Source organism: Polaromonas sp., from assembly GCF_030682935.1.
GTDB lineage: Bacteria > Pseudomonadota > Gammaproteobacteria > Burkholderiales > Burkholderiaceae_C > Polaromonas.
In genome coordinates this window covers 1-20,712 of record NZ_JAUXNA010000138.1, presented here as the reverse complement: position 1 = coordinate 20,712, position 20,712 = coordinate 1, and the positions used below count along the sequence as shown (strand labels likewise).

Sequence of the window (20,712 nt, the reverse complement as noted above, 5' to 3'; positions counted from 1 at the left end):
TGGTCAACGGCAAGTACGAGCGCATCAGCTGGGACGTCGCCCTCAATGAGATCTCGGAACGCATGCTGGCGCTGCGCAAGGAGAGCGGGCCTGATTCGCTGTATGTGGTGGGTTCCTCCAAGCACAACAACGAGCAGGCCTACCTGCTGCGCAAATGGATGAGTTTTTGGGGCAGCAACAACTGCGACCACCAGGCCCGAATTTGCCATTCGACCACGGTGGCGGGTGTGGCCAACACCTGGGGTTATGGCGCCATGACCAATTCCTACAACGACATGCAAAACAGCAAGTGCGCGTTGTACATCGGCTCCAACGCCGCCGAGGCGCATCCGGTCAGCATGCTGCACATGCTGCACGCCAAGGAAACTGGCTGCACAATGATCGTGGTCGATCCGCGTTTTACCCGTACCGCCGCCAAGGCCGACGAATACATCCGCATCCGTTCCGGATCGGACATTCCCTTCCTGTTCGGCATCCTGTACCACATCTTCAAGAACGGCTGGGAAGACACCAAGTACATCAATGACCGTGTCTACGGCATGGAAAAGATCAAGGAAGAGGTGCTGGCCAAATGGACGCCGGACAAGGTCGAGGAGGCCTGCGGCGTGCCTGAGGCGCGTGTCTACATGGCTGCTGAAATGATGGCCAAGAACCGGCCGTCGACCGTCGTGTGGTGCATGGGCCAGACCCAGCACACCACGGGCAATGCCATTGTGCGTGCCTCCTGCATTTTGCAGCTGGCATTGGGCAATGTCGGAAAAAGCGGCGGCGGCACCAACATCTTCCGGGGGCATGACAACGTACAGGGCGCCACCGACGTGGGCCCCAATCCCGACTCGCTGCCTGGCTACTATGGCCTGGCCGAAGGTTCGTGGAAGCACTTTGCCAAAGCCTGGGGTGTTGACTTTGACTGGATCAAGGGCCGCTACGCATCGCCCGCCATGATGGGCAAGCCCGGCATTACGGTCTCGCGCTGGATTGATGGCGTGATGGAGAAAAACGAATTCATCGACCAGGACTCCAACCTGCGCGCTTTGTTCTTCTGGGGCCATGCGCCCAACTCCCAGACCCGCGGCCTGGAAATGAAGCGCGCGATGGACAAGCTGGACTTGCTGGTCGTCGTCGATCCGTATCCGTCGGCCACCGCCGCCATGGCAGCGATGCCGGGCAAGCCCGAAGACCTCAACCCCAACCGCGCCGTTTACCTGCTGCCCGCAGCCACCCAATTCGAGACCAGTGGGTCGGCCACGGCTTCCAACCGTTCGATCCAGTGGCGCGAAAAAGTGATTGAGCCGCTGTGGGAAAGCCGCAGTGACCACATGATCATGCACCAGTTTGCCGAGAAGCTGGGCTTTGCCAAGGAACTCTCCAAAAACTTCAAGATGCAAAAAGTCAAGGGTATGGACGAGCCCGTGCCCGAAGACATCCTGCGCGAGATCAATGGGTCGATGTGGACGATTGGCTACACCGGCCAGAGCCCGGAGCGGCTCAAGGCGCACATGCGCAACATGCATCTCTTTGATGTAAAAACACTGCGCGCCAAGGGCGGGACCGACAAGGAAACCGGCTACGACTTCACGGGCGATTATTTTGGACTGCCATGGCCTTGCTATGGCACGCCAGCACTCAAGCACCCGGGCTCGCCGAATTTGTACGACAACTCCAAGCACGTCATGGATGGCGGCGGAAATTTCCGCGCCAATTTTGGTGTTGAGCGTGAAGGCAAGAGCCTGCTGGCGGAAGACGGCTCGCACTCCCTGGGCGCGGACATCACGACCGGCTACCCTGAATTCGATCACCTGCTGCTGAAAAAACTGGGCTGGTGGAATGATCTCACCGATGCTGAAAAGACAGCGGCGGAAGGCAAGAACTGGAAGACCGACATGTCAGGCGGCATTCAGCGCGTGGTGATGAAGGTGCATGGCTGCCATCCGTTCGGCAATGCCAAGGCGCGGGCGGTGGTGTGGAATTTCCCGGATGCGATTCCGCAGCACCGTGAGCCGCTCTACGGAACCCGACCGGACCTGATGGCCAAGTACCCGACGCACGACGACAAGAAAACCTTCTGGCGCTTGCCGACGCTGTACAAAACCGTGCAGGACAAAAACATCGCCGACAAGGTGCATGAAAAGTTCCCGCTGATCATGACTTCCGGCCGCCTGGTCGAATACGAAGGCGGCGGCGAAGAAACCCGCTCCAACCCCTGGCTGGCCGAGTTGCAGCAGGAAATGTTCATCGAGATCAATCCCAAGGTGGCTGCTGAAAAAGGCATTCGCAATGGCGAGCGGGCATGGGTCAGCACGCCTACGGGCGCGCGCCTCAATGTTCAGGCCTTGGTGACCGAGCGTGTGGGCGCCGACACGGTGTTCATGCCCTTCCACTTCTCGGGACGCTGGCAGGGGGCCGACATGCTGGCTTACTATCCCAAAGGCGCAGCGCCCATCGTGCGCGGGGAAGCCATCAACACCGCGACCACCTACGGCTATGACAGTGTGACGATGATGCAGGAAACCAAGACGACGGTCTGCAACGTCGAGAAGGCATAAGGAAACAACATGGCACGGATGAAATTTGTTTGTGATGCGGAGCGCTGCATTGAGTGCAACGGCTGCGTCACGGCTTGCAAAAACGAGAACGAGGTGCCGTGGGGCGTGAACCGCCGCCGCGTGGTCACGCTCAACGATGGCGTTGCCGGTGAAAAATCCATTTCGGTCGCCTGCATGCACTGCAGCGACGCACCCTGCATGGCTGTTTGCCCCGTCAACTGCTTTTACCGCACCGACGAAGGCGTGGTGCTGCATGACAAGGATATCTGCATCGGCTGCGGATATTGCTCTTACGCCTGCCCTTTTGGCGCGCCGCAGTTTCCTTCCGCCGGCACCTTCGGGGTGCGCGGAAAAATGGACAAATGCACCTTCTGCGCGGGTGGCCCTGAAGTCAATGGCAGCCAGGCTGAATTTGAAAAATATGGCCGCAACCGCCTGGCCGAAGGCAAGTTGCCAGCCTGTGCGGAGATGTGTTCCACCAAGGCCCTGCTGGCCGGCGACGGCGATGTGGTCGCCGACATTTTCCGCAACCGGGTGGTTCAGCGCGGCAAGGGAGCCGAGGTCTGGGGCTGGGGAACCGCCTATGGTTCCAGGCAAGCGGGCCAGCCGCCCGCAGGAGCCAAATCATGATGCGCCTGGTACTGACCATTTCTGCCGTCATGGCGCTGGCCGCCTGCGGTGACAAGCCGCAAACCAGCGCAGGCGTCAAAAGCGATACGCCCGCATTCCAGGGGGCGCAAAACAGCTTTGCCGCGCCGGGCTGGAAGCCGGGCGACAAGACCAGCTGGGAGCAGGGGCTCAAGGCCCGCTTGCAGAACACCCAGAACGAATATTCCAAGACAAAGTGACCGGAGTCCTTATGGAACGAGCACGATTAGCTATATTTGTGATAGCACTTGGCTGGGCCGGGCTGGCTGGAGCGCAGGCCCCGGCGGCCCCGCCAGCCCAGGCCTCGGGTGCGCTCACGTCAGTGGCGCCGGCTGCAACGGGCGGCATTCAGGGCCAGAACATTTTTGAGGTCAAGCCTGAGGCCAGTGCCGACCCCAACTATGCCCAGCAGACGAATGGGGAGCGCGCCAAGGTCCAGCCCGGCAACAATGCGCCGATGTGGCGTCAGGTTGGCCAAGGTGTCACGGGCTACAGCAGCCTGCCGAAAAGCCAGGCGCCGGAAGCCGGCAACCTGATCCAGCCCTTTGTCCAGTACCCGGGCTCGCGCCTGACCAATGCCGGTGAAGCCTGGCGTCAGGTACGCAACAACTGGCTAATTCCTTACGGCGGGGCGCTTTTGTTGATTGTGGCCGGTGCGATTGCCCTGTTCTACTTTGGCAAGGGCAGCATCAAGATGCATGGCGCCGAGACGGGCCGCAAGATCGAGCGTTTCACGCCCTTCGAGCGTTCGGCGCATTGGTCCAATGCCATTGCGTTTTGCATTTTGGCGATTTCCGGCATCGTCATGGCATTTGGCAAGTTCTTTATGTTGCCGGTGATGGGCGCCACGCTGTTTGGCTGGCTCGCCTACGTCCTCAAAAATATGCACAACTTTGCCGGCCCGCTGTTTGCCGTGTCGCTGGTGATTGTGTTTTTCACCTTCCTGCGCGACAACTGGCCGCACAAAGGCGATCTGAACTGGCTGCTCAAGGGCGGTGGCCTTCTGTCGGAGCACGAAGTCCCCTCTCACCGTTTCAACGCCGGTGAAAAGGTGGTTTTCTGGGGCGGTGTGTTTTTCCTCGGCATCGTGGTGGTGGCATCGGGCTTCGTGCTTGACAAATTGCTGCCCGGTCTGGTCTATGAGCGGGCGACCATGCAGGTCGCTCATATGGTGCATGCCGTGGCGACCGTGCTGATGATGGCGATGTTCCTGGGCCATATTTATCTGGGTACCGTCGGCATGCAGGGCGCCTACAAGGCGATGAGAACCGGTTATGTCGATGAAACCTGGGCCAAAGAACACCACGAGTACTGGTATGACGACGTGAAGGCGGGTCATATTCCGGCCCAGCGCAGCAGCAAGCCCGCGTCGCCGAGTCAGACCGTCCAAGCATGAAGAATGAGGGTTCTATGAAAAAACTTTTGATCGTGAGTCTGCTGGCCAGCGCGTCTGCGATGGCGCTGGCCAAACTTCCACCCCCCAGTGATGAAGCCAAGGCCAAAGCTGCCGAGGCCGCTGCCAAGGCGGCTTGGGCGGGCAAGGTGGATGCTTATCAGCTGTGCAAGTCACAGGACAAAGTGGCCGCCAGCTATTACCTGTCGGCCAAGGCGGCCGGCAAGGAAACCAAGCCGGCAACCGCACTGCCGCCCTGCGCGGATCCGGGCGCTTTCTCTTATGCGCCGCCTATCGTGGCGAAGCCTATCGAGGCCGCGGGCGCGCATTCGCCAGCGGCCACTGCGATCAGCCCGCCCAGCAGCAAGACGCCTGCTGCGGCGATTGCACCTGCCAAAAAACCCTGAGGCGGCCATCTCCATTAAAAGGCCGGCCCGCCAAGCGCCGGCCTTTTTTTTGTTGTAGTCTCAAGCCATGCCTTTGACATTACCCGCTTCCTTACCCCGCCTGACGCTGGCCCAGGCGCCTCTGACCTGTGAAATTGATGCCGTCAATGAATACGGCGAGCAGCACAAGGTCTCCATTCCTGCAGAACGTGCGCTCACGGTGTATGTCGACAAGCGCGAGTTGGTCACCCTGATGACGCTGGGCGCACATCCTGAACTGCTGGTGCTGGGCTTCCTGCGCAACCAGCGGCTGCTCAAGTCGGTGCACGAGATCGAGTCCATCACGGTCGATTGGGATGTGGGCGCTGCCGCTGTCAAAACCCGCCATGGCATTGAAGACATCGAAGAAAAAACCTCCCGGCGCGTCGTCACTACCGGGTGCGGGCAGGGCAGCGTGTTTGGCGGCCTGATGGACGAGGTGGACCAGATCGCGTTGCCGCCCGCGGCCGGCATCACGCAAAGCCAGCTCTACAGCCTGGTGAACACCATCCGCCTCAAAGAAACGACCTACAAGTCGGCCGGTTCGGTGCATGCCTGCGCCCTGTTTGACGCATCACTGCCCGAGCCGGAAATGCTGCTGTTTGTCGAGGACGTAGGGCGGCACAACGCCATGGACACCATCGCGGGCTGGATGTGGATGAAGGATGTTTCCCCCACGCTCCCCACTTCGGGTGGTTCGCTGCCCCCCGAGGGGGCCGCTGCGCCTGCGGCCCGGCAAAGCCGGTTCCGCGGCCCTGACTTGCAGGAAGCGGGCGCGGCTGGCCAGGACGGTGTCCCCACGCTGGTCGCTTCACCGACCGATCTCGGCTTGGAAGGTCTGGTGTTCTACACCACCGGGCGCATGACCAGTGAAATGGTCATCAAATCGGCGCAGATGGGCGTTCCTGTCGTGGTGTCACGCAGCGGCATCACCCAGATGGGGCACCAGGTCGCGCAAACGGTGGGCCTGTGCGCGATTGGCCGCGCGACCAACAAGCGCTTTGTCTGCTACAGCCGGGCCCAGCGCCTGACGCTGCAGCCCGGCCTGGTGACTAAAACCGACGTGACACCTGACACGGCCCGGCAGCGGGTTTCCTCTGGCGCTTGAGTAAGCGTGCGCCCCACGCCTGCGCCGCAAGCCCTTGCGGCCTCCTGCCTACCTCTTCTGCGCTAAGGTTCGGCCCATGAACACCCTTTTCCTGAAACTCGGCTGGAAAACCCTGCTGCGCGATTTGCGCGCGGGTGAGTTGCGCCTGCTGATTGTGGCGGTGACGCTGGCGGTGGCCGCCCTCACGGCGGTTGGCTTTTTTGCGGACCGCCTCAAGGGCGGCTTGCAGCGCGACGCCCAGCAACTGCTGGGGGGCGATGCCGTACTTCGCAGCGATGCCCAAACCCCGGCCGCCTTTGTGAGCAAGGCCCAGGCGCTGGGTCTGAAAGCCGTCACGACCGTGACTTTTCCCACCATGGGCCGCGCCCCTGATGAGAACGGCGGCGCCAGCAAACTGGTGGCTTTCAAGGGCGTGCCCGACGGCTACCCGCTGCGCGGCAACATGACAGTGGCCGAAACGCTGAACGGCGCTGGCCAGACCACCCGTGACATTCCCGCGCCTGGCACGGCCTGGGCCGATGCGTCGCTGCTCGATGCGCTGGGGCTCACGCTGGGTCAAACCCTGCTGATGGGCGAGGGCCGTTTCACACTGACCCGCATCATCGTGCAGGAGCCCGACCGGGGCGCCGGCTTCATCAGCTTTTCGCCGCGCGTGATGGTCAACCAGGCCGACGTTGCCGCCACCGGCCTGATTCAGCCCGCCAGCCGCACCCACTACCGTTTTGCCGTGGCGGGCGACCCCGCAGCGGTCAAGGCCTATGTGAAGTGGGCGACCGACGAGATCAAGAAGCCGGGCGCCGAGTCCGGCATCCGGGGCGTGCGGCTGGAGTCGCTGGAAAGCGGCAGCCCCGAGATGCAGCAGACGCTGGAGCGTGCCGAGAAATTCCTCAATCTGGTGGCCCTGCTGGCAGCGCTGCTCAGCGCCGTGGCGGTCGCGATCGTGGCGCGCAGCTTCGCCGCCAAGCATCTGGACGACTGCGCCATGCTGCGCGTGCTGGGCCAGCCGCAGCGCACGATTGCGCTGGCTTATGGGTTTGAGTTTGTGGTGGCGGGGCTGTTTGCCAGCGCCCTGGGCGTCGCACTGGGCTTTGCGGTGCATTACGGATTTGTGCTGCTGCTCGCCGGGCTGGTCGAAACCGCGCTGCCGGCTGCCACGCTGTGGCCCGTGATGTTTGGCATGGGCATGGGCCTGACCTTGCTGCTGGCCTTTGGCCTGCCGCCCGTGCTGCAACTGGCCCAGGTGCCGCCGCTGCGCGTGATTCGCCGCGATGTCGGCAACCTCAAGCCGGCCTCGCTGGCGGTGCTGGGGCTGGGCATGGCCGGGTTTGCCGCCTTGCTGGTGACTGCCAGCAGCGACCTGAAGCTGGGCCTGATTGCGGTTGGCGGATTTGTCGGCGCCGTGCTGGTGTTTGCGGTGGCCAGCTTTGCCGCCGTCAAGCTGCTGCGGGCCAGCGTCAATGAAGCCACCGCACCGCGCTGGCTGGTACTGGCCACGCGGCAATTGTCCGCGCGCCCGGTGTACGCGGTGGTGCAAATCAGCGCCCTGGCCGTGGGCCTGCTGGCGCTGATGCTGCTCGTGCTGCTCCGCACCGACCTGATCAGCAGCTGGCGCCAGGCCACGCCGGCCGACGCGCCCAACCGCTTCGTCATTAACATTCAGCCCGAGCAGGGCGATGCCTTCCAGCAGGCCCTGCGCGCAGGCGGCGTGACCAAGTTCGACTGGTATCCCATGATTCGCGGCCGCCTCGTGGCGATCAACGGCAAAGCCGTGACCCCTGACGACTTTGAAGGCGAGCGCCCCAAGCGGCTGCTGGACCGCGACTTCAACCTGTCCAACAGCGAGCAGCCGCCCAGCCATAACCAGGTGGTGGCGGGCCGCTGGATCCCCGGTGAAAAAGACGCTATCAGCGTGGAAGAAGGCCTGGCCGAGACGCTGGGCCTCAAGTTAGGCGACCGCCTGCGCTTTGACATGGCCGGCCAGTTCAGCGACACCACCATCACCAGCCTGCGCAAGGTCGACTGGAGTTCCATGCACGTCAACTTTTTTGTGATGTACCCGGTGGCCCGGCTGGCCGATGTGCCGGCGACCTACATCAGCGCCTTTCGCGCACCCGAGCCCGCACCGGTGTCCCCCGAGGCCGCCGCAAGTGGACAGCCCAGGCTGCAAAGTTTTGACAACCAGCTGGTCAGGGCCTTTCCCAACATCACCAACGTGGACATGAGCAGCACCCTGAACCAGGTGCAGCGCGTGCTCGACCAGGTGATTCGTGCGGTGGAGTTTCTGTTTGGCTTCACGCTGGCTGCGGGCCTGGTCGTGCTGTTTGCGGCCATCACGGCGACGCGTGAAGAGCGCGCCCGCGACTTTGCCATCATGCGCGCAGTCGGCGCCCGGGCCTCGCTGCTGCGCCAGGTGCAGCGCGCCGAACTGGTGGGTGTCGGCCTGCTGGCTGGGTTTCTGGCCTCTGGGGTGGCGCTGGCCGTGGGCTGGGGCCTGGCGCGCTATGTCTTTGGCTTTAACTGGACCGGTTCCTGGACCGTACCCATCCTGGGAAGCCTGACCGGCGCTGCGCTGGCACTGGCCGCGGGCTGGTGGGGCTTGCGCTCGGTGCTGAACACGCCGGTAGTCGAAACGCTGCGCAAAGCGCAATAAACATTTTTGAAAATTTATGGCACTTGAAGAAAAACCGGAGCAAGCGACTCCTTTTGAAACTCCCTTCGCCTGGATAGGCGGCGAAGCGCGCGTCAAGGCGCTGGTTGAGCGCTTTTACGACCTGATGGACCTGGAGCCCGCCTACACCGCCCTGCGCGCAGCCCACGGCAGCACGCTGGACAATGCCCGGCAGCGCCTGTTCTGGTTTTTGTGCGGCTGGCTGGGTGGCCCGCAGCACTACACCGAGCGCTTCGGCCACCCCCGGCTGCGCCAGCGCCACCTGCCGTCCGAAACCGGAGGCGGCACCATCGGCATCAAAGAGCGTGACCAGTGGCTGGCCTGCATGGACCAAGCCATGGTGGAGACCGGTGTGGACCAAGCCCTGCGTGTCCGGCTCAACGTCTCGTTTTTTCAGACGGCGGATTGGATGCGCAACAGGGGTGAGTAAAATCCGGCAGTTTTCTGAGCTTTTTTGCTATAAGAAATGTAGCTTATAGCGCGCGCCGAAATTGAGGTTGAGCCAGTTTTGATGCTTAAAACAGGGGCGGAAATGGCCAGCAAGGCGAACCTCGATCCGCAAGCGCGGCTGCTGGTGTTGAACGCCGCTTTCAAAGTCATTTCCAGCATAAAAAAATGCCTCCAGCCCAACAAGCACCGGCACAATGTGCTATGAAATATATAGCAAATTGGCGCCGGTTCGACATTCAGCGCTGAATCCACCGGGCTGAAACTTTTTTGACGGTAGCCGATCAGGCGCTAGCCGTTTTGGCCTGCACCACATTCAGCGGCGGCGTGCCCGGCTTGAACAGGGACGCCAGCTGCTTGCGCAGATCTGGCGAGTCGGTGTGGCCATGCACGGCGACTGCATGCTGCACGGCGGCCTCAAGCAGTTCCTGGTCGTCGTCGGCCGACAGCGCGACGCTGCAGTTCATGATGCTGGGGAATTCTCGGCAATCAATGTATTGGCGTGACATGATGATTCCTTTCAGGGACGCGCTTCATAAATCAGGTTGAACAGCGTCTGGGCGGCGCGCCCGGACACCGTCCCACCTCCTGCGCGCGTGAAGCGGGCGTGCAGATAAGGGTTGAGGCGTAAAAGGACACCCCGGCCGGGTTCGGCTTGTCTTTGCGCCGGTTGCTTCCTATACTGAAATGCAGGATCAGAGAGCAGCCCTCATAACGACATGCTGAAGTCGCCAGGGCAAGTTGCCAATACGCAGCAATGCGTATACAGGACCCACTGGAGCAGCGCCATGAAGCACCTCACCCGAAACGACTACGCCAGCGCGTTGCAGGTGCTTGCGCGGGTCGAGGCGCAGGCGGATAACTTTGACCGTTTTGCGCATGCGGTGGTACAGGCGCTGAACGACTTCGTATCCTCCGAACTGACGACGCTCTCGGTCTGCGATCTGATGACCGGCCACCGCCAGGTGGTGGGATTGCCCGGTGTGCGGCTGGGCGCCGACGGGATTGAATGCTTCGACCGGCATTTTTCCGAGCACCCGCTGGTTCGCCACCACGGCCATGAAGGGGAATTTCTGACGCGCCGCATCTCCGACTTGGTGAGCCGGCACGACTTTCAGCGCAGCGCCCTGGATGACGATGACGGCCGGCGCATCGGGTTCGAGTACGCCATTGCGGTACCGCTTTTCAGGGACCGCCGAACGCTGGCAAGCATCGTGCTGAACCGGCGAGGCCTTGACTTTGACGAGCGCGACCGGGAGCGGCTGGCGCTGTTGCGCCCGCATCTTGCCTTCCTGTACAGCCATGCACGCCATGCGCGCAAGGCTGTTGCCGCGCCAAAGGAGGAAACGCCGCTGCAGCGCATGCAGATGCCACCCGACATCAGTGCACCGGGCCTGACGCAGCGCGAGGCCGATGTGATGCACTGGCTGGCCTGCGGCAAGACGGATGCCGAGATCGCGGCGCTGTTGTCCATCAGCCCACGCACCGTGCAAAAGCATCTGGAGCACATCTATGTGAAGCTGGGCGTGGAAACGCGCACTGCGGCGGTCATGCGCGCGCTTGCGATCTGCAATCATTCACGTATCAGGAAATCAGACGATTTTTTGATTAAAAGTGCCTCTGGCGCTTTAAGTGCGGGCGCCAGCCATTGAATGGATAGCTGCCTGGTTCATGTGCCGACCCGTCACCCCTGCGCCAGCAGCACCACCAGCGCCCCGGCGCCGCCGTCGGCCGGCCGCGCCTGCACGAAGGCCAGCACCTCCTGCTTTTGAATCAGCCAGCTTTGGACCCGGCCCTTGAGCACCGGGGTTTTTCCGGGCGAGCCCAGGCCCTTGCCGTGCACCACGCGCACGCAGCGCAGGCCGGCCTTGTTGGCTTCGCGGATGAAGGCGGCCAGCGCTTCGCGGGCGTCTTCGCGGCGAAAGCCATGCAGGTCGAGCTGGCGCTGAATGCTCCAGTTGCCCCGGCGCAGCTTGCGCACCACGTCCGGCCCCATGCCAGGGCGGCGAAAGCTCAGGGCTTCGTCGGTGTCCAGCAGGGTCTCGGCATCAAAGTCGTCGGAGATGGCTTCCTGCATCACGGCCTGCTCGTCGCGCTGCTTTTGTGTCGGGATGGGCGCGGGCAGGGCCCGCTGCACCCTGGCCCGGTGGCCGGGCAGGTGCTGCAGCGCCAGCGCCTTGACCGGGCCGATGGCGTGCGAAAAGAATTCTTTTTCGGCTTTCAGCCGGGCGGCGGCGGCCAGGCGGGCGGCCGCGCGCTCTTGCTCCAGGCGGGCGCGCGTGTCGATCTCGCGCTTGACGGCCTTGAGGTCTTTCAAGTTCCTGAACGGGCGGTCTTTGGGGTCTTTGGGGCGTTTGGGGGCGGGCGCATTCATGGTGTGGCGGGGTAGAGATGCCCGATGCTAAAGCAGTCCCAGCTCGGCCATCGAAACCGCCTGGGTACTGGTCACCACAAAATGGTCAAGCACGCGCACATCGACCAGGCCCAGGGCGGCCTTGAGCGTCTGCGTGAGCGCCTCGTCGGCGCGCGAGGGTTGGGCGGCGCCGCTCGGGTGGGTGTGGGCCAGCACCACGCTGGCGGCGTTGTGCGCCAGCGCCCGCACCACCACCTCGCGCGGGTAAACGCTTGTCTGGGTCAGCGTGCCGCGAAACAGCTCCTCCAGCACGATCAGCCGGTGCTGGCTGTCCAGGAACAGCACGGCAAAAATCTCGTGCGGCCGGCTGCCCAGCTGCAACTGCAGGTAGTCGCGCACCTCTTGCGGCGTTGAAAACAGCGTTTTTTCCTTCAGTTGCTCGGCCAGCGCGCGCCGCGCCAGTTCCAGCACTGCCATCAGTTCGGCGCACTTGGCCGGGCCCAGCCCCTTGATGCCATTGAGCGCCTGGTGTCCGGTGTGCAGCAAGCCGGCCATGCCGCCAAAGGTGGTCAGCAACTCCTGCCCCATTTGCAGCGCATTTTTGCCGGGCAGACCGGTGCGCAGCAGCAGGGCCAGCAGTTCGGCATCGCTGAGGGCGCCGGGGCCACGGGTCAGCAGTTTTTCGCGCGGGCGGGCGTCTTCGGGCAGGTCTTTGAGCAGCATGGATGAATCAGTCCGGTGACGGGGCAGGGGATGAACAGCGGCCGACCAACGCCAGCAACAGGGCCGAAAAAACGGGCACCGGTTGGGGCAGGCCCAGTTTTCTACAATAGGGGCAGTTTACTAACACTTGTCAGCCGCCCGGGCTGGCCCGAAAGCCTTTATGTCCACTCTGGAATTCCCAACGCAACCCGTCGTCCAGCCAGGCTCCTTCCTGACCCTGCATTACCGCATGGCCGCACCGGGCGGTGCGAATATCATCAACACCTTTGACGGCAAACCCGCCACGCTGAGCTTGGGAACGGGCCAGTTGTCGCCCACCATTGAGCAGCGCCTGCTGGGCTTGCCGGAAGGCACGCGCACCACGTTTGAACTGGCCGCGGGCGAGGCGTTTGGCGAGCGCAACCCCGAGCTGCTGCAATGGGTGGCGCGCAAGCTGCTCAATGAACTGAGCGACCCCGATGAGACTTACAAAGTCGGTGATGTGGTGCAGTTCCCCACGCCCGACGGCATGGGGCAGTATGCCGGCACGGTTCAGCAGGTCAAGGGCAGCGACGACGCCGTGCAGTTTGATTTCAACCACCCCCTGGCGGGCCAGCCCGTGGTGTTTGAAGTGCAAATTATTGGAGTTTTATGACTGTCAAGGCCCCCCAAGAGATACTTCTGGCCGAGCCGCGCGGTTTTTGCGCCGGCGTAGACCGGGCGATTGAAATCGTCGAGCGGGCGTTGACCAAGTTTGGCGCGCCGATTTATGTGCGCCATGAAATCGTGCACAACACCTATGTGGTGAACGACCTTAAAACCAAGGGCGCGATCTTCATTGAGGAGTTGTCCGACGTGCCGCCAGGCGCCACGCTGGTGTTCAGTGCCCACGGCGTGAGCCGGGCCGTGCAGCAGGAAGCCGTAGCGCGCGGTTTCCAGATCTTTGACGCCACCTGCCCGCTGGTGACCAAGGTGCATGTGGAAGTGGCCAAGCTGCACAAGGAAGGCTACGAATTCATCATGATCGGCCACAAGGGCCATCCCGAGGTCGAAGGCACCATGGGCCAGCTCGACAGCGGCATCCATCTGGTGGAAGACGTGGCGGATGTGGCGCGCATTTCTCCTTTGCAGACCGAGCGCCTGGCGGTGGTGACGCAAACCACGCTGAGCGTGGACGATGCGGCCGAGATCAGCGCTGCCATCAAGGCGCGCTTTCCCCAGGTGCGCGTGCCCAAGCAGCAAGACATTTGCTACGCCACGCAAAACCGCCAGGACGCGGTCAAGGTGCTCAGCCCGCAGGTCGACATTTTGATCGTGGTCGGCAGCCCGACCAGTTCCAACAGCAACCGCCTGCGCGAGCTGGCCGCCAAGCTGGGCACCGAGGCCTACATGGTTGATGACGCCACTGAGTTGCAGGAAGCCTGGTTTGAGGGCAAGAGCCGCGTCGGCCTGACCGCCGGCGCCTCGGCCCCGGAGGTGCTGGTCAAGCAGGTGATTGACCGCATCAAGGCACTGGGCGCGGTTTCGGTGCGCAAGATGGCCGGGATAGAAGAAACCATCAAATTTCCGCTGCCCAAGGGCCTGAAGCTCGATGCGCAAGGACAAGCGCTGGAAATCAGCGGCAGTCTGCTTCATCATCAGGGTTGAAAGCTCTCTTTAAATGCTACAAAATATATAGCTGCTTATTCCCGTATATATTGGGCTATAGCCACTTTTAATATAAAAAATACAACACCATGCTAGATATCAACCTGCTCCGCAAAGACATGCCCTCGGCCATTGCACGGCTGGAAACCCGCAAGAGTCCGCAAGCCTTCCTCAATGTGGATGCCTTTCAGGCGCTGGAGGCCGAACGCAAGGCGCTGCAGATCCGGACGGAAGAGTTGCAAAACCAGCGCAACACCCTGTCCAAACAAATTGGCCAGCTCAAGGCCAAGGGCGAAGACGCCAGCGCCGTGATGGCGCAGGTCAGCGCCTCCAAAGTCGAGCTGGAGGCCTCCAGCGTCCGGCTTGATCAAATTCAGGCTGACATGCACGCGCTGCTGCTGGCCGTGCCCAACCTGCCGCACGACAGCGTGCCGCACGGCCTGGGCGAGGCCGGCAATGTGGAGGTCCGCAAATGGAGCCCGGTGGAAGGCTTGGGCGGCGAGCCCCCGGCACTGGCGTTTGAAGTCAAAGATCATGTGGACCTGGGCCAGCCGCTGGGGCTGGACTTTGAGATGGGTGTCAAGCTGACGGGTTCACGCTTCACCGTCATGAAAGGCCCGCTGGCGCGCCTGCACCGGGCGCTGGCGCAGTTCATGCTCGACGTGCAGACGGCAGAGCACGGCTACACCGAGTGCTACACGCCCTACATCGTCAACGGCGATTCGCTGCGTGGCACCGGGCAGTTGCCCAAGTTTGAAGAAGACCTGTTTGCCGTCAAAAAAGGCGGGCAGGAAGGCGCGCAAGAGGCCGAAAGCACGGCGCTCTACCTGATCCCCACGTCCGAAGTGCCGCTGACCAACTTCGTGCGCGACGAGATCGTGGCCGAGGCTGATCTGCCGCTGAAATTCACCGCGCACACACCGTGCTTTCGTTCGGAAGCGGGCAGCTATGGGCGCGACACGCGCGGCATGATCCGCCAGCACCAGTTCGACAAGGTGGAGATGGTGCAAATCGTTCACCCAGACACCAGCTACGACGCGCTGGAAGCCATGACGGGCCACGCCGAAGCGATTTTGCAAAAACTTGGGTTGCCTTACCGCGTCATGCTGCTGTGCACCGGCGACATGGGCTTTGGCGCCACCAAGACCTACGACCTGGAAGTCTGGCTGCCCGGCCAGCATGCCTACCGCGAGATCAGCTCGGTGTCCAATTGCGAAGCTTTCCAGGCGCGCAGGTTGCAGGCCCGGTTCAAGAATGCCCAGGGAAAAAACGAGTTTGTCCACACCCTGAACGGCTCCGGGCTGGCGGTGGGGAGAACGCTGGTGGCGGTGCTGGAAAACTACCAGCGGGCCGACGGCAGTGTCGATATTCCGGCCGTTCTGCAGCCCTACATGGGCGAGATGACGACTCTTTCGGCTCAGGCGGCCTGAACAGGCCTTTCAGCCTGCTAGAATTGCGGCTCGACACACAGGAGAGGTGGCAGAGTGGTCGAATGTACCTGACTCGAAATCAGGCGTAGGAGCGATCTTACCGTGGGTTCGAATCCCACCCTCTCCGCCAAAAAAATGAACCAAGCCTTTGATTTCAAAGGCTTTTTTCATTTGTGGGGTGCAATCCCTGCCGTTGGCCCATTGCAAATGCTTTTTGAATTCAGGCTTTGTTGCCTGTTTATGCGAGCACGCGCACCAGCGGTTGCTCTCCAGCCACGCATTCAAACATTCATTCACGCTTGTGACAACGTGCTGGAATACGGGTTCGATGACAAAACCAAGGTGCGGCGTAAGCAACACGTTGGGCCGATTTCGCAGCGGAGAATCCAGCGGCAGCGGTTCCACATCAAACACATCCAGCGCGGCGAGACCACTATGGGTGAATCAGCCTCGAACGGCTGGTCCAGGAATGCGCATGAATGCGACGGTAAACTTGGCACCCATGGACTCCACCGCTTCGATCCGGCCCGCCAAGAGCGTTCAAAACCTCTCGCGTGAGGCCTGGGTCGAGATGCAGTTGATTCAAACGTTTATGCGCAACGCCCGGCCTGTGCACTATGCGGCGTTTGTCATGATCGTTGTTGTCATGGTGGCGATGCTGTACCGGCATGTGCCGTCGATGGGGCTTTGGTTGTGGGTCGTGGCGGTCGTCGTCGTCACGCTGGTGCGCGCCCTCGTCATTAATCTCTACCATCGCAAAGTGGTCGGGGTCAGTGGTCCGGAGCTGCACGCTTTCATGGCCCGTTATGCCTGGATATGGCCGCTGAGCGCCCTGATCTGGGGTTCTTCGATGTTTGTGTTTTTTCTGAAGGCGCCGATTTACGACCAGTTTGCCTGCATCCTTGTTCTGGTCGGTATGGGGGCTTTCGCGGTTGGCACTTTCTCGTCTCACTTGCGGTCCTTTTCCGGCTATGTCGATGGACTGGGGGCGTCCGCGGTGGCTGCGCTGGCCTATCAGCTGGTCATGGAGCGCGGCATCCCGTCCACCTTCAATACCTATGGCATGGTGGTGCTGGTACTGACTTACTGGGCCGTGATTCGTGTTTCAGGCCAGCGCTTCCATGAAGCGCAGCGCGCCAATCTTGAGTTGCAGTTTGACAATTCCGAATTGATCGCTTCCCTGACTGAAAAGAGCCGTGCGGCAGTGGAAGCGATAGCCATCAAAAATCGTTTTATTGCCAGTGCCGCCCATGATTTGCGCCAGCCCGTGCATGCACTGGACCTGTACGCCGGCTGGCTGGTTGCGGAACCCCAATTTGTTTCGCTGATAGCACCCAAAATTCTTCGCTCAACCAAGGCGGTTCACGATCTTTTTGACTCCATTTTTGATCTTGCGGGAATCGATTCCGACCCTTTGAGGGTCCACCCGCGGGAGGTGGATCTGGCCGTGCTCGTCCAGGACCTGGAAGTGCAATATGCGCCCGTCGCCCAGGAGCGTGGCCTGCGCTTCAGAACGCGGGTTGCGCCGTGCCGGGTAAGGTCTGATCCGGTGCTGCTCAAAAGGCTGGTAGGCAACCTGTTGTCGAACGCATTAAGAAACACGCACCGGGGCGGCGTGCTGATGGCTTTGCGGCGCAGGCGCGGCGTGTGGCGCATTGAAATCTGGGACACCGGCGTGGGTATCGCCAAGGAACATCAGCAGGCGATTTTTCAGGAGTTTTACCGCATTCCTTTGCGGGGTACGGAAGAGGGCTTCGGGCTGGGGCTGGCCATTGTTTCCCGGATCAGTCAGGCGCTCGGCTGTCCCGTGGGGATGGCATCACGCGTTGGGTGCGGCAGCGTTTTTTGGATCGACTTGCATCCTGCCGCGCCGTCTGGCACCTGATTCCTCGAATACCGAGAGACTAAAGCAAGCCCTGGGTGCGGGCCAGGTGGCTCGCTTGCGACCGGCTTTTGACATTCAGGCGCCGGAACAAGCGCCACAAATGCACTTTGACCGTGTGCTCGCTGATTTGTAGCTCTTCAGCAATGTCACGGTTGCTTTGGCCCTTGTTGATCATTACCAGCAACTGCTTTTGCCGTTTGGACAGTTTTTCCGTGGGGGCAGAGGGCTCCGGTTCCAGGTTGCCGTTCAAAAAAACGCGCAACACATTGGCGATCTCGACAGCGCCTGCAGATTTTTGGACGTAGGTGTCCGCACCTGCTTCGATCGACTGGTCTTCGTACTCCTGCGCCGGTGCTGCTGAAAGAACGACGACAGGGACATCGGGAAACTGCTGCTTGAGTTCGCGAATACCCGACACGCCCTCGGTGTCAGGCAGCTTCAGGTCCAGGCAGAACAAGGTGGGCACGCCATACGCCTGCGTAGCGGGCCAGACGTCAGCCAGTCGGTCCAGTTCCGTCACCGCAACCTTGCTGTTCAAGCGGCGTATCAGCATGACAAGCGCCTCCCTCATGAGGGGGTGGTCATCTATGACGAAAATGCTCATTACTTCTGATTGCCTTGGCTTTGGTGAGCCTTCGAGCATAACTGCTGAATGTCAACGGCATGACATTTCTAAACGTGAATTTGCGGAATTTGTTCTCTTGCTTGATTCATAAAAACAACAGTATCTGCGCGGCACAGGGGTTTGTTTCAGATCGCATCAATGCCCCGAGTTTCTGTCGGCAAGGCGGAAGCAGTGCCTGCGCGAGCCGTCTGGCGCCATCGCCGGCGCGGGCCCGTGGCTAAAATTCAGGGGCCCGCGGGTGCAAAAAACTGCAAGGCGGCATCCAGTTCGCTGGCCGTGACACCCTGCGTAGCCGCCACCTTGCCTTGCAGCGCAGCCAGTGCGACAGAGCCCTCTTGTTGCAGGCTTGAGATGGCCAGTGCCGCGTCCCTGGGCGAGTCAAAACCCTGGCTTTGCAGCAGCAAACGCGCGTCGGCATCCAGCAGCTTGAAATAAAATTTTCCGTCTTTTTCGCGGTACTGCTTGAAGGCCGGCGCAGCCGTCCTGGCGGCTTTGGTTTTGACCGCCGCAGCGGGCAGCCCGCCCAGCGTGCGCAGCCCCACGGCATATCGCAGCTCGCGCATCAGGGGGGTGGCCACCTTGCGGGCTTTTTCGGCACCTGCCTGCAGCAGGGCTTCAATGTGGGCGGGGTCGTTGAGCAGCGCTTGGTAGCGCTCGCGCATGGGCGCCACTTCTTGTTCTATGCGCTCAAATAGCAGCTGTTTGGCGTCGCCCCAGGCAATGCCATCGGCATAAGCCTGGCGCAGCGCGGCCGTCTCGGGGGCGCTGGCAAAGGCCTGGTAAATCTGGAACAGCGCGGAACCTTCGACCTCCTTGGGTTCGCCCGGTGCGCGCGAGTCGGTCAGGATGCCGGCAATCAGCTTGCGCAGCGGCTCACGCGGCGTGAACAGCGGAATGGTGTTGTCATAGCTCTTGCTCATCTTGCGCCCGTCCAGCCCGGGCAGCAGCGCTACAGACTCTTCTATCACCGCTTCGGGCAGCACCAGATGTTCGCCGTAGAGGTGGTTGAAGCGCTGCGCCATGTCGCGCGCCATTTCAATGTGCTGGATCTGGTCGCGCCCGACCGGCACCTTGTGCGCCTTGAACATCAGGATATCGGCGCCCATGAGTACCGGGTACATGAACAAGCCTGCGGTGACATCGGCGTCGGGGTCGTTGCCGCTGGCCTGGTTTTTGTCGACCGCGGCCTTGTAGGCGTGGGCACAGTTGAGTACGCCCTTGCCGGTGACGCAGGTCAGCAGCCAGGTGAGCTCCGTAATTTCAGGAACATCGGACTGGCGGTAAAACGTCACGCGTTCAGGGTCCAGTCCGGCGGCCAGCCAGCTTGCCGCGATTTCACGGGTGGAGCGCTGGATGCGCGCGGGCTCATCGCACTTGATCAGCGCGTGGTAGTCGGCCAGAAAGTAAAAACTCTGCACGCCGGGCAGGCGGCTCGCCGCCACCGAGGGGCGGATGGAGCCCACGAAATTGCCCAGATGGGGGGCGCCCGTGGTGGTGATGCCGGTCAGGAAGCGTTGGGGGAATGCGGGTGATGCAGAGCTCATACGAAGAAGGGGTAAATGCCAGCGGGGCGGCAGGAAAAGAGTGAAAAACGGTGCAACAAAGAAATTACTGGAGCAGTAACAGCAAGGGGGCCAGCACGGTGTTGATGACGGCGTAACCCAGGCTCATGAGGGGGCGCAGCCACAGCGTGCCCACCACGCCGGTAATGACGAGAAACATCACCACAAAAAAGCCCCAGGGCTCAATGCGCGAGACCAGCGCGGCCTGTTTATAGGGCAGCAGGCCCACGAGGATCCGGCCGCCGTCCAGCGGAGGCAGGGGGAAGAGGTTGAGGGCCCACATCACCAGATTGACCAGAATGCCCGCCTGCGCCATTTTGATGAAAAAAGGTTCCTGAATCCCCGCGCCGATCAGCAAAACCAGCACCAGTCCCCACAGCAGGGCCTGCGCAAAATTGGACGCCGGGCCCGCCAGCGCGACCCAGACCATGTGGCGCTTGGGATTGCGCAAATTGCCAAAATTCACCGGCACCGGCTTGGCGTAGCCAAACAGGAAGGCCCCCGACGTTGCAAAGTAAAGCAGCAGCGGCATCAAAATGGTGCCGAACGGGTCAATGTGCTTGAGCGGGTTCAGGGTGATGCGGCCCATCATGTAGGCCGTGTTGTCGCCAAAATGGCGGGCTGCGTAACCGTGTGCGGCCTCATGCACCGTGATGGCAAACAGCACGGGCAACGCATAAATGGCAACGGTTTGAATCAGGTTGGCAATGTCCATTTGTTGATTGTCTCAGACCCCGGACGCATTGCGCCTGATCGCCGCCTACAGCCCCAGTGCCGACAGGCTGCCCCGGCCCTGCCGGATCAGCACCGCCTCGCCGCCGTCTGCCATGGCGGTCAAGTCAATCACCGTGGTGGGCTGCTGGTGACAGGCGCCAGCGTCAATCACCGCAGCCAGCTCATGCTCCAGGCGCTCGCGGATCTCGTTCGCATCGTTCAGCGGCTCGGTGTCGCCCCGCAGTATCAGCGTGGTGGCCAGCAGCGGCGCGCCGTGCAGCTCCAGCAGGGCTTGCAGGGTTTTGTGGTCGGGCAGGCGCAGGCCTATGGTCTTGCGGGACGGGTGGCTGAGGCGGCGCGGCACTTCCTTGCTGGCTTCCAGTATGAAGGTGTAAGGCCCGGGTGTGGCCGCCTTGAGCAGGCGGTACTGCTTGTTGTCGACCCGCGCATAGTTGGCCAGCTCGCTCAAATCACGGCACAGCAGGGTCAGGTGGTGCTTGTCGTCGACTCCGCGAATGCGGCGCAGGCTGTCGGCCGCGGCCTTGTCGTCGAGGTGGCA

At 61.8% G+C, this 20,712-nt stretch carries 20 protein-coding genes and 1 tRNA gene; 14 read left to right on the top strand and 7 right to left on the bottom strand.

Annotated elements, in window-relative coordinates:
• From Q8K05_RS06530 to Q8K05_RS06495, 8 genes are all read left to right on the top strand, one after another.
• Positions 1-2,546, top strand: a 2,546-nt coding sequence (locus tag Q8K05_RS06530; RefSeq protein ID WP_305245702.1) for a formate dehydrogenase subunit alpha, incomplete at its 5' end; no start/stop codon positions are given.
• Positions 2,547-2,555: 9 nt separating this feature from the next.
• Positions 2,556-3,176, top strand: coding sequence for a formate dehydrogenase FDH3 subunit beta (fdh3B, locus tag Q8K05_RS06525; RefSeq protein ID WP_305245701.1), 621 nt, complete (start codon positions 2,556-2,558; stop codon positions 3,174-3,176).
• A complete protein-coding gene (locus Q8K05_RS06520) occupies positions 3,173-3,394 on the top strand; it encodes a hypothetical protein (RefSeq protein WP_305245700.1) in 222 nt (73 codons plus the stop codon). Before fdh3B ends, Q8K05_RS06520 begins: the two co-directional genes overlap by 4 nt.
• 11 nt (positions 3,395-3,405) lie before the next feature.
• Positions 3,406-4,590, top strand: a complete 1,185-nt coding sequence (locus tag Q8K05_RS06515; RefSeq protein WP_305245699.1) for a formate dehydrogenase subunit gamma — start codon at positions 3,406-3,408, stop codon at positions 4,588-4,590.
• Between the two features lie 14 nt (positions 4,591-4,604).
• Positions 4,605-4,994, top strand: a complete 390-nt coding sequence (locus Q8K05_RS06510) for a hypothetical protein (protein ID WP_305245698.1) — start codon at positions 4,605-4,607, stop codon at positions 4,992-4,994.
• A gap of 67 nt (positions 4,995-5,061) precedes the next feature.
• Positions 5,062-6,120 (top strand): formate dehydrogenase accessory sulfurtransferase FdhD, encoded by a 1,059-nt coding sequence (locus Q8K05_RS06505; RefSeq protein WP_305245697.1) that lies wholly within the window; start codon positions 5,062-5,064, stop codon positions 6,118-6,120.
• A gap of 76 nt (positions 6,121-6,196) precedes the next feature.
• Positions 6,197-8,770 (top strand): ABC transporter permease, encoded by a 2,574-nt coding sequence (locus tag Q8K05_RS06500; protein WP_305245696.1) that lies wholly within the window; start codon positions 6,197-6,199, stop codon positions 8,768-8,770.
• A gap of 16 nt (positions 8,771-8,786) precedes the next feature.
• Positions 8,787-9,218, top strand: a complete 432-nt coding sequence (locus Q8K05_RS06495; protein ID WP_305245695.1) for a group II truncated hemoglobin — start codon at positions 8,787-8,789, stop codon at positions 9,216-9,218.
• 301 nt (positions 9,219-9,519) lie between these two features.
• Here the strand turns inward: Q8K05_RS06495 and Q8K05_RS06490 are convergent, their stop codons facing one another.
• Entirely contained in the window at positions 9,520-9,744 is a 225-nt protein-coding gene (locus Q8K05_RS06490; RefSeq protein WP_305245694.1) for a DUF1059 domain-containing protein, read from the bottom strand.
• Positions 9,745-10,023: 279 nt separating this feature from the next.
• Between Q8K05_RS06490 and Q8K05_RS06485 the strand changes: the two genes are divergently transcribed.
• Positions 10,024-10,887 (top strand): helix-turn-helix transcriptional regulator, encoded by an 864-nt coding sequence (locus tag Q8K05_RS06485; protein WP_305245693.1) that lies wholly within the window; start codon positions 10,024-10,026, stop codon positions 10,885-10,887.
• A gap of 32 nt (positions 10,888-10,919) precedes the next feature.
• Here Q8K05_RS06485 and Q8K05_RS06480 read toward each other — a convergent pair whose 3' ends face one another.
• On the bottom strand, positions 10,920-11,609 hold the full coding sequence (locus Q8K05_RS06480; RefSeq protein WP_305245692.1) for a Smr/MutS family protein: 690 nt from the start codon (positions 11,607-11,609) through the stop codon (positions 10,920-10,922).
• A gap of 27 nt (positions 11,610-11,636) precedes the next feature.
• Positions 11,637-12,311 carry a DNA repair protein RadC gene (gene radC / locus Q8K05_RS06475; RefSeq protein WP_305245691.1) on the bottom strand — a complete coding sequence of 225 codons (675 nt, stop codon included), beginning with the start codon at positions 12,309-12,311 and terminating at the stop codon, positions 11,637-11,639.
• A 160-nt stretch (positions 12,312-12,471) separates the two neighbouring features.
• On the opposite strand from radC, the gene Q8K05_RS06470 reads away from it, so the two are divergent.
• From Q8K05_RS06470 to Q8K05_RS06445, 5 genes are all read left to right on the top strand, one after another.
• Complete coding sequence (locus Q8K05_RS06470; protein ID WP_305245690.1) at positions 12,472-12,945, top strand: peptidylprolyl isomerase; 474 nt, start codon at positions 12,472-12,474, stop codon at positions 12,943-12,945.
• Positions 12,942-13,937: a 4-hydroxy-3-methylbut-2-enyl diphosphate reductase gene (gene ispH, locus Q8K05_RS06465; RefSeq protein WP_305245689.1), complete on the top strand. Its 996-nt coding sequence runs from the start codon at positions 12,942-12,944 to the stop codon at positions 13,935-13,937. The genes Q8K05_RS06470 and ispH overlap by 4 nt, the downstream gene beginning before the upstream one ends.
• 89 nt (positions 13,938-14,026) lie before the next feature.
• Positions 14,027-15,367 carry a serine--tRNA ligase gene (gene serS, locus Q8K05_RS06460; protein ID WP_305245688.1) on the top strand — a complete coding sequence of 447 codons (1,341 nt, stop codon included), beginning with the start codon at positions 14,027-14,029 and terminating at the stop codon, positions 15,365-15,367.
• A gap of 40 nt (positions 15,368-15,407) precedes the next feature.
• Positions 15,408-15,497: transfer RNA gene (locus Q8K05_RS06455), tRNA-Ser, on the top strand.
• 339 nt (positions 15,498-15,836) lie between these two features.
• Positions 15,837-17,252, top strand: a complete 1,416-nt coding sequence (locus tag Q8K05_RS06445) for a HAMP domain-containing sensor histidine kinase (RefSeq protein WP_305245703.1) — start codon at positions 15,837-15,839, stop codon at positions 17,250-17,252.
• A 19-nt stretch (positions 17,253-17,271) separates the two neighbouring features.
• Here the strand turns inward: Q8K05_RS06445 and Q8K05_RS06440 are convergent, their stop codons facing one another.
• The 4 genes from Q8K05_RS06440 to Q8K05_RS06425 form a co-directional block, all read right to left on the bottom strand.
• Complete coding sequence (locus Q8K05_RS06440) at positions 17,272-17,856, bottom strand: response regulator transcription factor (protein ID WP_305245687.1); 585 nt, start codon at positions 17,854-17,856, stop codon at positions 17,272-17,274.
• A gap of 245 nt (positions 17,857-18,101) precedes the next feature.
• Positions 18,102-19,421, bottom strand: a complete 1,320-nt coding sequence (locus Q8K05_RS06435; RefSeq protein WP_305245686.1) for a tryptophan--tRNA ligase — start codon at positions 19,419-19,421, stop codon at positions 18,102-18,104.
• Positions 19,422-19,485: 64 nt separating this feature from the next.
• Positions 19,486-20,154 (bottom strand): site-2 protease family protein, encoded by a 669-nt coding sequence (locus tag Q8K05_RS06430; protein WP_305245685.1) that lies wholly within the window; start codon positions 20,152-20,154, stop codon positions 19,486-19,488.
• Between the two features lie 45 nt (positions 20,155-20,199).
• Positions 20,200-20,712 (bottom strand): L-threonylcarbamoyladenylate synthase (locus tag Q8K05_RS06425; protein WP_305245684.1); only part of this gene is annotated, 513 nt, incomplete at its 5' end.